This is a genomic window from candidate division TA06 bacterium (assembly GCA_016208585.1).
Classification (GTDB): Bacteria; Edwardsbacteria; AC1; order AC1; family EtOH8; genus UBA5202.
Window position 1 is genome coordinate 1 of the sequence record JACQXR010000142.1, and the last position, 7,584, is coordinate 7,584.

At 56.1% G+C, this 7,584-nt stretch carries 6 protein-coding genes; 2 read left to right on the forward strand and 4 right to left on the reverse strand.

Annotated elements, in window-relative coordinates:
• Window positions 1-34 precede the first annotated feature (34 nt).
• From HY768_10535 to HY768_10545, 3 genes are all read right to left on the reverse strand, one after another.
• Window positions 35-1,468 carry a hypothetical protein gene (locus HY768_10535; GenBank protein MBI4727634.1) on the reverse strand — a complete coding sequence of 478 codons (1,434 nt, stop codon included), beginning with the start codon at window positions 1,466-1,468 and terminating at the stop codon, window positions 35-37.
• Window positions 1,469-1,558: 90 nt separating this feature from the next.
• Window positions 1,559-2,272 carry a PHP domain-containing protein gene (locus HY768_10540; GenBank protein ID MBI4727635.1) on the reverse strand — a complete coding sequence of 238 codons (714 nt, stop codon included), beginning with the start codon at window positions 2,270-2,272 and terminating at the stop codon, window positions 1,559-1,561.
• 11 nt (window positions 2,273-2,283) lie between these two features.
• Window positions 2,284-2,448, reverse strand: coding sequence for a hypothetical protein (locus HY768_10545; GenBank protein MBI4727636.1), 165 nt, complete (start codon window positions 2,446-2,448; stop codon window positions 2,284-2,286).
• Between the two features lie 192 nt (window positions 2,449-2,640).
• Between HY768_10545 and HY768_10550 the strand changes: the two genes are divergently transcribed.
• Window positions 2,641-3,327 (forward strand): response regulator transcription factor, encoded by a 687-nt coding sequence (locus tag HY768_10550; protein MBI4727637.1) that lies wholly within the window; start codon window positions 2,641-2,643, stop codon window positions 3,325-3,327.
• The gene (locus tag HY768_10555) at window positions 3,324-5,078 is read left to right on the forward strand and encodes a PAS domain S-box protein (protein ID MBI4727638.1); all 1,755 of its coding nucleotides are present in this window, start codon (window positions 3,324-3,326) and stop codon (window positions 5,076-5,078) included. The genes HY768_10550 and HY768_10555 overlap by 4 nt, the downstream gene beginning before the upstream one ends.
• A gap of 125 nt (window positions 5,079-5,203) precedes the next feature.
• Here HY768_10555 and HY768_10560 read toward each other — a convergent pair.
• A partial coding sequence (locus tag HY768_10560; protein ID MBI4727639.1) for a hypothetical protein occupies window positions 5,204-7,584 on the reverse strand: 2,381 nt, incomplete at its 5' end.

The window sequence follows — 7,584 nt, forward strand, 5'->3', positions numbered from 1 at the left end:
CAAAAAACCGAAGTCAGAATTGGATGTGCCATTCTCAACCGCCTGGCTCAAATAGGTATGCCGGTGTCATATAAGGTTGCTGTCTAATCATCGATTTATCAGGGGATGCTGTATCTTTACAATCTTTGCGCAACAAAGCCAATTTGATCTGCATTTGGGCGGTAAGCTTGTCATCCTGGTAGGTCTGGTATTTGGGGTGCTGGTCCATGATCATCATGCCGGTATGGTACAGTGTCCGGTCTGCGGACAGGGTGAACCGCACCGCGTCATCCCACCAGTAATTTACGCCCGCCCCGATGTTGGAGGTCTGGTCGTATTTCAGGTCATCGGAAGTGCCGCCGAAGATGGTGGTGTCCGCAGAGGTGTTGGGGTCATAGGTGTCGGCCCGGAAAGCCAGGCTGATCTTGTCGCCCAGGTTCTGAACCAGCATCACGTATCCGCCCAGAACTTTCTTGCCGGTCTGGATGCCCTGAACGCCCTCGGCCAGCAAAGCTGTTCCTCCTATGGGCAGGAACTGGTAATAGGCTTCCAGCGAACCGCCCAGCCGGCCTTTGTAATAGTTGCCTGAGGTAGCCGAGTATTTTTCATTGCCGTCATAATAAGAGGCGGTCAGGGAGACCACTCCCAGGTCGGCCTTGGCCCGGGCGATGAAATCCTTGGGCTTGGTGGGATCGTTCCAGGTAAAGGTGCTGTTGTCGATGCCGTAGCCGTTGTAAACCCCCAGGTCCACTACCAGCGATGCCAGCGGTCCCATTTTAGTCAGCGGAGCGAACGACAATTTGACGCCGCGGTCGCGCTCGCCCTTGAACAATTTACCGGAGGCGGTGGAGCGTTCCGGCAGCTCCCGCACCGATGAGGACCTTTCGATCTCCACTCCGAACGGCCAGTTCATCTGGCCTACCGTCAGGTTGAAGCCCATCGGGGTCCAGGGTTCGCTAAGTTTGACCCAGGCTTCCTTGAGGGTGACGGTGTTCTTGGAGAAGTCGGGATAGATGCAGTATTGGGAGGTGGCTCCGGGCGTGTAGACGAATTTGATCCGGCCCCGGCGGACGTAGAACCAGCTGGAGTCGGCCCCTTTGTCTGCGGCGTTGGGCAGGGTATCTATCTTCACGTGTTTAATGTATTCAAACCTGTTCTGAATGTAGCCCGAAACCTTGAGCTTGCTAAAACCCAGAATGGAACCTTCGGCGGCCAGCATCCTTTCGTCCATGCCGACCAGCTTATCATGGGCAGCCGATACCTTCTCCTCAACTGCCCGTATCGGGGCCTGTTCCTGTTGGTTGATCTGATCCTTGGCGGCGCTCAGCTCCTGGCTAAGGATGTTCACTTGCGATGTCAGGACCTCCATCCTTAGCTGCAGATTTATTGCCGCGGTGTCGGGTTTCGCTGTTCTGGATCTCTGGGCAAATGCCGTTGGGCTGGCCATCGCTATCGCCAGACTGATTATGATTGCCTTTACCGTGTTCATCTTTGATCCTTTCTGTTTTTTATTTTTTTTTCGTTTTGTAATTATACTTTTTGGATGTTACAAGTGAATTATGATGAAGTTAAAAATATGTTAACTTACAACCGCTTGATCCAAGGCTCCGCCCTGAGAGCCGTATAGAGCCAGCTTACCCTTTAAGTGATCGCCGATGAAATCCAGCAGAGCCCGGACCTGGGATCCTGAGATCACTGCCTTGGTGGCTTTGTGGGTGATCGCGTTCCTCAACCAGGCGGCGCCCCGGCCGGGAAACACCGTATAAGCCTGTCCCAAAGCCTCTATGGTATGGGCATCTGAGCCGCCTACTCCGGCCAGCTTTGCCACCTTGTTGTTATAGGCCTTGGTGTACCGGTTGCTGAAGGTTTCAGTCAAGGCGCCGTTGGCCACCTCAATGGCGTCGAACTGCAGCCACTCCGCCAGCCGCCCCACCCCGCCGCAATTGAACAGCTTGAGCCAGAGCGAGAAGGGGTGCACCGCCACCGCCAATCCGCCCTGGCGGTGGATCTCGTCCACCGTGGCCCGGGCGGTCATCAGGGGTCTGATCCTTTCCTTGAGGAACAAGCCCACCACGTGCCCCTCCGAAGTTGTTATCTCTTCTCCCAAGATCACATCAATTTTCAGGCCCCACCGCTCCGCCAGTTCCCGGGCTTTTATGGCCCCTGCTATTTCATTGTGGTCGGTTACGGCTATGGTATCCAGCCCCAGTTCCCCGGCCCGGTGCAATACCTGCGCCGCGGTAGCGGAACCGTCGGAATGGTTGGTATGGATGTGAAGATCGGCTTTGCCCATTTGATTCCCTCCTATTTTGGACTCTGGCTTGGCGACCGGCATGATCTGGCCGGTTCCTGTCCCGATATATTCCTCAGAATCAGCAGTCCGGATAAAAACAACAGATAGAACAGGCCCACCAGCACCGGACCGTAACGGACCAGGAATGATCCATCGGTTTTCTTGTTTTGAGTCATAGCGTTCACGACCCAAATATAATGCCCCTGTGTTTATTGCCGATATTTACCGTGTTAATTTGCCGTGAAATGATTTGGCGGCATTTTAACTCCGCCTTAACATTGCCTTCACCTCTTTTTCACTTTACATTGGCCCCTTTTTTTATTATCATTATGTCAGGCGCTTTTTAAACATTTTACCGGGAGTATCCTATGGGCAAGCTTATCTATATAGTGGAGGACGAGAGGGACATTGCCGACCTAGTCGAGCATTATCTGAAGAAGGACGGTTTCAAGTCCGAGGCCATCTCCGACGGCCCAAAGGCCCTGGAGCGCATCCGCCGCCAGCCCCCGGATTTATTGGTGCTGGACCTGATGCTGCCCGGACTGGACGGCCTGGAGCTTTGCCGGATTCTGCGGGCCGAGCCGGCCACCAAAAGGCTGCCCATCATCATGCTGACCGCCAAGGCCGAGGAGACCGACAAGATCGTGGGCCTGGAGATGGGGGCCGACGACTACCTGACCAAGCCTTTCAGCCCCAAGGAGCTGATGGCCAGGATCCGAGCCATTTTCCGCCGCAACCTGCCGGTGGAAGAGGAAAAAGCGGTTCTGAATTACGGGAAAATAATCCTGGACGGACAGCGGCACGTGGTCAGCGTCAGCAAAAAAGAAGTGGAGCTGACCGCCAAGGAATTCGGCCTGCTGGAGTATCTGCTGAAACGCCCCGGCCGGGTGCTTTCCCGCGAACAGATCCTCAATTCCGTCTGGGGCCAGGACTACTACGGCGGCAATAGGACGGTGGACGTTCATATCCGGCATCTGCGGAAAAAGATTCCGCTGCTGGACGCCGCCATCCTGACCGTCAAATCTTTCGGCTACAAGCTTAAAGAGGAAGCATGAAACACCCCAGCCTGAAAATAAAACTGGCCACGGCCGGCTTGGTTTCCATACTTATAGTGCTGAGCGGGTTTTCCCTTTTCCTGTACTTAAGCGCCAGCCAGCACTTGTTGAGACTGGCCCTGGACGGGCTGCAGGGACAGGCCCAGCTGATCAGTTCCGAGATCTCCCAAAAACTGGCGGCTGATCCTAAAATCAACCTCGATTCTCTGGCCCAGGTCCAGTCCTTGGCGCTGGCAAAACGGGTGACCATCATCGACAGCCTGGGCCGGGCGCTGGGGGATTCGGAAGCGGATGCCTCCGGGCTGAAAGACATGGACAATCATCTGGGACGGCCGGAGATCGCCATGGCCAGGCAAACGGGCCTGGGCCATGCGCTAAGGCACAGCCAAACCCTGAAGAGGGAGACGCTCTATTTTGCCGCTCCTATCAGATCGGGAAAAACACTTTGGGGTTACTGCCGGATCGCCGGGCCCTGGGCAGGATTGATAAACTACCAAAAGCAGCTGCTGGCCGGGGCGATCACCGGACTGGCCCTTAGCGCGGCCCTGCTGTGGCTGCTGGTCAGCCTGGCCTGGCGCCCCGAGATCGAGGCCATCAAGGACATTGAGCTGGCCGCCCGCCGCCTTTATTCCGGGGACTTAAACGCCCGGGCGCCTTTGACCAAGGGCAGCCGGGAGACGGCTTTGGCGGCCCAGACCTTGAATCAATTGGCCCAGTCCTGGGAAGACACGATTACCGATCTGTCGGAACAAAAAAGCAATCTGGCCGCGGTGCTGGAGGGAATGGGCGAAGGGGTGATCACCCTGGACCAGCGCCAGACAATAAAAATGATAAACCCGGCGGCCTCCGAAATGTTCGGGCTGGACGCCGGGCAGACAACGGGCCGGCTGCTTTTAGAGGCCATTCGCAGCCCCATCATGGAACAGCTGATAAAAGAGGGCCGGGAATGGATAGAGTTGGAGCGGGAAAAGAAATATTACATCATCCGGATCGCCGCCATTACCGATCAGGGCGGCCCCAAGGGATGGGTGCTGGTGGCTTCGGACATCACCCGGCTAAAGATGCTGGAACGGGTCCGCCAGGATTTCGTGGCCAACGTTTCTCATGAGCTCAAGACCCCGCTCTCGGCCATCACCGGTTTTTCCGAAGCCCTGCTGGACGGCGCAATGGACGACCGGGATCAACTGGCGGATTTTTTGGGGCGCATTCATGCCCAGTCGTTGCGGATGAGCAAATTAGTGAAAGACCTGCTGGAACTTTCGGCCATTGAATCCGGGAATTACGCCATCAATAAGATTCCTTCGCCCGCCGGCCTTTTGCTGGAACGGGCGGTTGAAAATCTTAAAATGCAGATCGCCGAAAAGGGCCATTTGGTTCAAACCGATGACAAAACCGGCCAGACCCTGGTTCCAATGGATCCCGAAAAAATGGCCTCGGCCCTTGGCAACCTGCTGGATAACGCGGTCAAGTTCGCGCCCCCAAACAGCCGGATAGAACTGTCTGCCGAAATACGGAAGAAAGATCTGATCCTATCGGTCAGCGACAACGGTTCCGGCATCAGCCGGGAAAACCTGCCCCGTTTGTTCGAAAGGTTCTACCGGGTGGACCAGGCCCGTTCCCGCGACCTGGGGGGGACCGGACTGGGGCTGGCCATAGTCAAGCATATCGCCGAGTTTCATCAAGGCAGCGCCGGCGCCGAAAGCGTTTTGGAACAGGGCAGCAGGTTCTGGATAAAGATTCCGATAGCATGAACTTATGATCACAAAAAAGCCCCCCGCCTTCCTCCTTCGTCTGCCTTCCGCCTACGTTCATACTACGGCGGACAGGTTGGCAGACTATGGCGGACAAGTTGGCGGGGGGGTTTTTTGCCTTTTGGTCATCCCTTGGCTTTTCGCTGGGCCTCTATCTTTTGCCTGGTCCGTTCCAGATTCCTTTTGGCGTTGGCATGGCCGGGTTCGGCCGACAAAATCTTTTGCCATATTTTCAAGGCCCCCTGATAATCCCCGGAAGAAAACAGTTTGGAGCCATTCTTATATAATGCTTCTATTTCGGACGGGGAAAGCTTGGCCCCCATTGCCGCAGGCGTGACAACCCTGGCCCGGCCCGGAGCTGGTTTAATTTGGGCCGACGCTTTGGGCTGGGGTGGGGCCGGCGCGGCCGCGGCCACTTCCACCATGCTCTCGCCGCCGAAGACGATCTTTTTCACCTGGCGGACTTTTTTTGCCAGTAAGAATTCAAGTCCGTTGGTAAGCTCGCCCTGTCTGATGGAGACAGGCTTGGCCTGCCGGGTATTCAACTCCAGTTCCCCCGGCACCGAGGTGGAATCCACCTTTACTTCGTTCTTTCCCACCGGCACGTTGTAGAAACGGAAATTTCCCCCGCCGTTGGAGACCGCGCTTAAGTTGGCCGGCTGCATCAGCAGGGTCACTCCCGGGATCCCGTAATCGCCGTCATCAAAAACTCCGTTGCCGTTGACATCCACAAACACCCGCCCTTTGATGCCGCCCAGCGAAGTGACGGCAAAATTGACCACGTTGCCCCGCCAGCCTCCGGTGGCCACCGCCACTTCGTTTTTGCCCACCAGATTATAGTCGGCCGACAGGGTTACTAAATCCACCGCCACCTTGACTTGGCGGGCACGGATTCGGTCAAAGCTGTAGCTGCCCTGACGGTCGGTCATGGTCTCCTGTCCGTCGTTTAAGCTAAGTTTTATCCTGGACAAGCCCGGTTCGTCCTGATCCCTCCGGCCGTTGCGGTTGATATCGTTGAAAACCTGGCCCTCGATGCTGGTGCCTTCCAGCCCTATCCGGCGGGAGATCGAAAACCCGAAGGTGCTATTGTTGTAATCTTGACCGTCGTCCAGCTTTTTAAGCTTGCGGTTGTTGCGCCAATAGCCCTGGGCCGCAAAATTCCAAGGCAGGTTCATTTTGGTTTGCAGGGAATGCTGCCACAACAGCCGTTTCCTGCCGCCCTGGTTTTCAATTCCTGCTCCCGCATCCGCTCCCAGGGTCAGCCAGGAATAGAATCTTCCATCGGCGCCTAATTTCCCCCAGCCGGTACGGGAGCTGGTCCGGTTGAGCCGGTCAAAATAAGCCGTTTGTTCAAAATTGAGCCAGGCGCTCTGCCCGCCCCAGAATTTGGCGACCCGGCCGTCTATGTTCTGGGTAAGCAATTTCTGCAGATTTTGGGAAAGCTCCCGGTTATCGGACAGCCGGTAGCGCAGGGACCAGTCGTATTTGGGATAGCGCTTGGACAGTTGGGCTGCCTGGGAAACTGTGCGGTAGCGGTAATTGGCTTGATTTTGATAACTATTGTTCTGATCGCTCTGCCGGTATTCCAGATTTATCAGGGGCATTCGGGGCAGGTTCAGCGAGGCGCCCAGGCCTCTCTGCAGCGACTCGGAGCGGTAGCTTACGGCCGAGCCCACCGGGCGGCTTTGGTTGATGTTTCCGTTAAGGCTGACGAATTCCGCCGGCCGCCACCAGATCCCGGCCCAGGGCCCCTGCCGCCCCGCTGGACTGAAGGATTGATGGAAAGGATCGGAGTAATCGTAGCCGAAATTCATGGTCAGCGGCTTAAAGCGCAGATTGGCCCCGGTGGTCAGCGATACGCTTTGCTTGTTTGACAGGATGTTCTGAACCTGCCGCTCCCGGCCTGTCATTCCGAAGGAGATATCCCAGCCTATCCAGTTCCAGGGCTTGATCTCCAGGCCCAGCCCGCCCGAGTTCGTCTTGCGGGAAAGCGAATCTTCGGCCAGACTGCTTTGAAAATAAATAAAATACGGTTTAAGCGTCAGCCGGGATAAAACTTCATGCCTTAACGTCATTCCGCAGATCTGCCGGATGCCGGGTTTGATGAACTGGTCATAATAGTCGGGCTGCATTCCGCCAAAGGCCTTCAGTTCCCAGAGCCTGCCCTGCAGTCCAAAATTAAGCCCCCGGACCGAGCTATTGTTCAGCCCGCTGGTGTGGGGCAGGGACGGGACAAAATCGCCCAGATCCAGATTCAGCTTAAGGTTTTTTACGGGATACCGGGCGATGCCGGCATTGAAGGCGCGGAGATAGCCCCCCTGGAACGGAGTGTAGCCGAACTCCAAATCTGCTTTCAGGTCAAAGTTTCCCGCCGTCTTAAAAAGATTGAAATCCACTCCCTGGCGGCTGTCGTAATAGCGGTAATTGCCGTAAAAATTCTCCCGGGTCGTATTGGAATAGGTGATCAGCAGGCGGTCGTCGGCCAAACCGTCCGTTGCCCATAGAA

What these genes read in the sequence shown, in the direction of transcription:
- HY768_10540 (MBI4727635.1), bottom strand. Translation starts at nt 2,272, where the DNA reads ATGGGCAAAGCCGATCTTCACATCCATACCAACCATTCCGACGGTTCC.
- HY768_10535 (MBI4727634.1), bottom strand. Translation starts at nt 1,468, where the DNA reads ATGAACACGGTAAAGGCAATCATAATCAGTCTGGCGATAGCGATGGCC.
- HY768_10545 (MBI4727636.1), bottom strand. Translation starts at nt 2,448, where the DNA reads ATGACTCAAAACAAGAAAACCGATGGATCATTCCTGGTCCGTTACGGT.
- HY768_10550 (MBI4727637.1), top strand. Translation starts at nt 2,641, where the DNA reads ATGGGCAAGCTTATCTATATAGTGGAGGACGAGAGGGACATTGCCGAC.
- HY768_10555 (MBI4727638.1), top strand. Translation starts at nt 3,324, where the DNA reads ATGAAACACCCCAGCCTGAAAATAAAACTGGCCACGGCCGGCTTGGTT.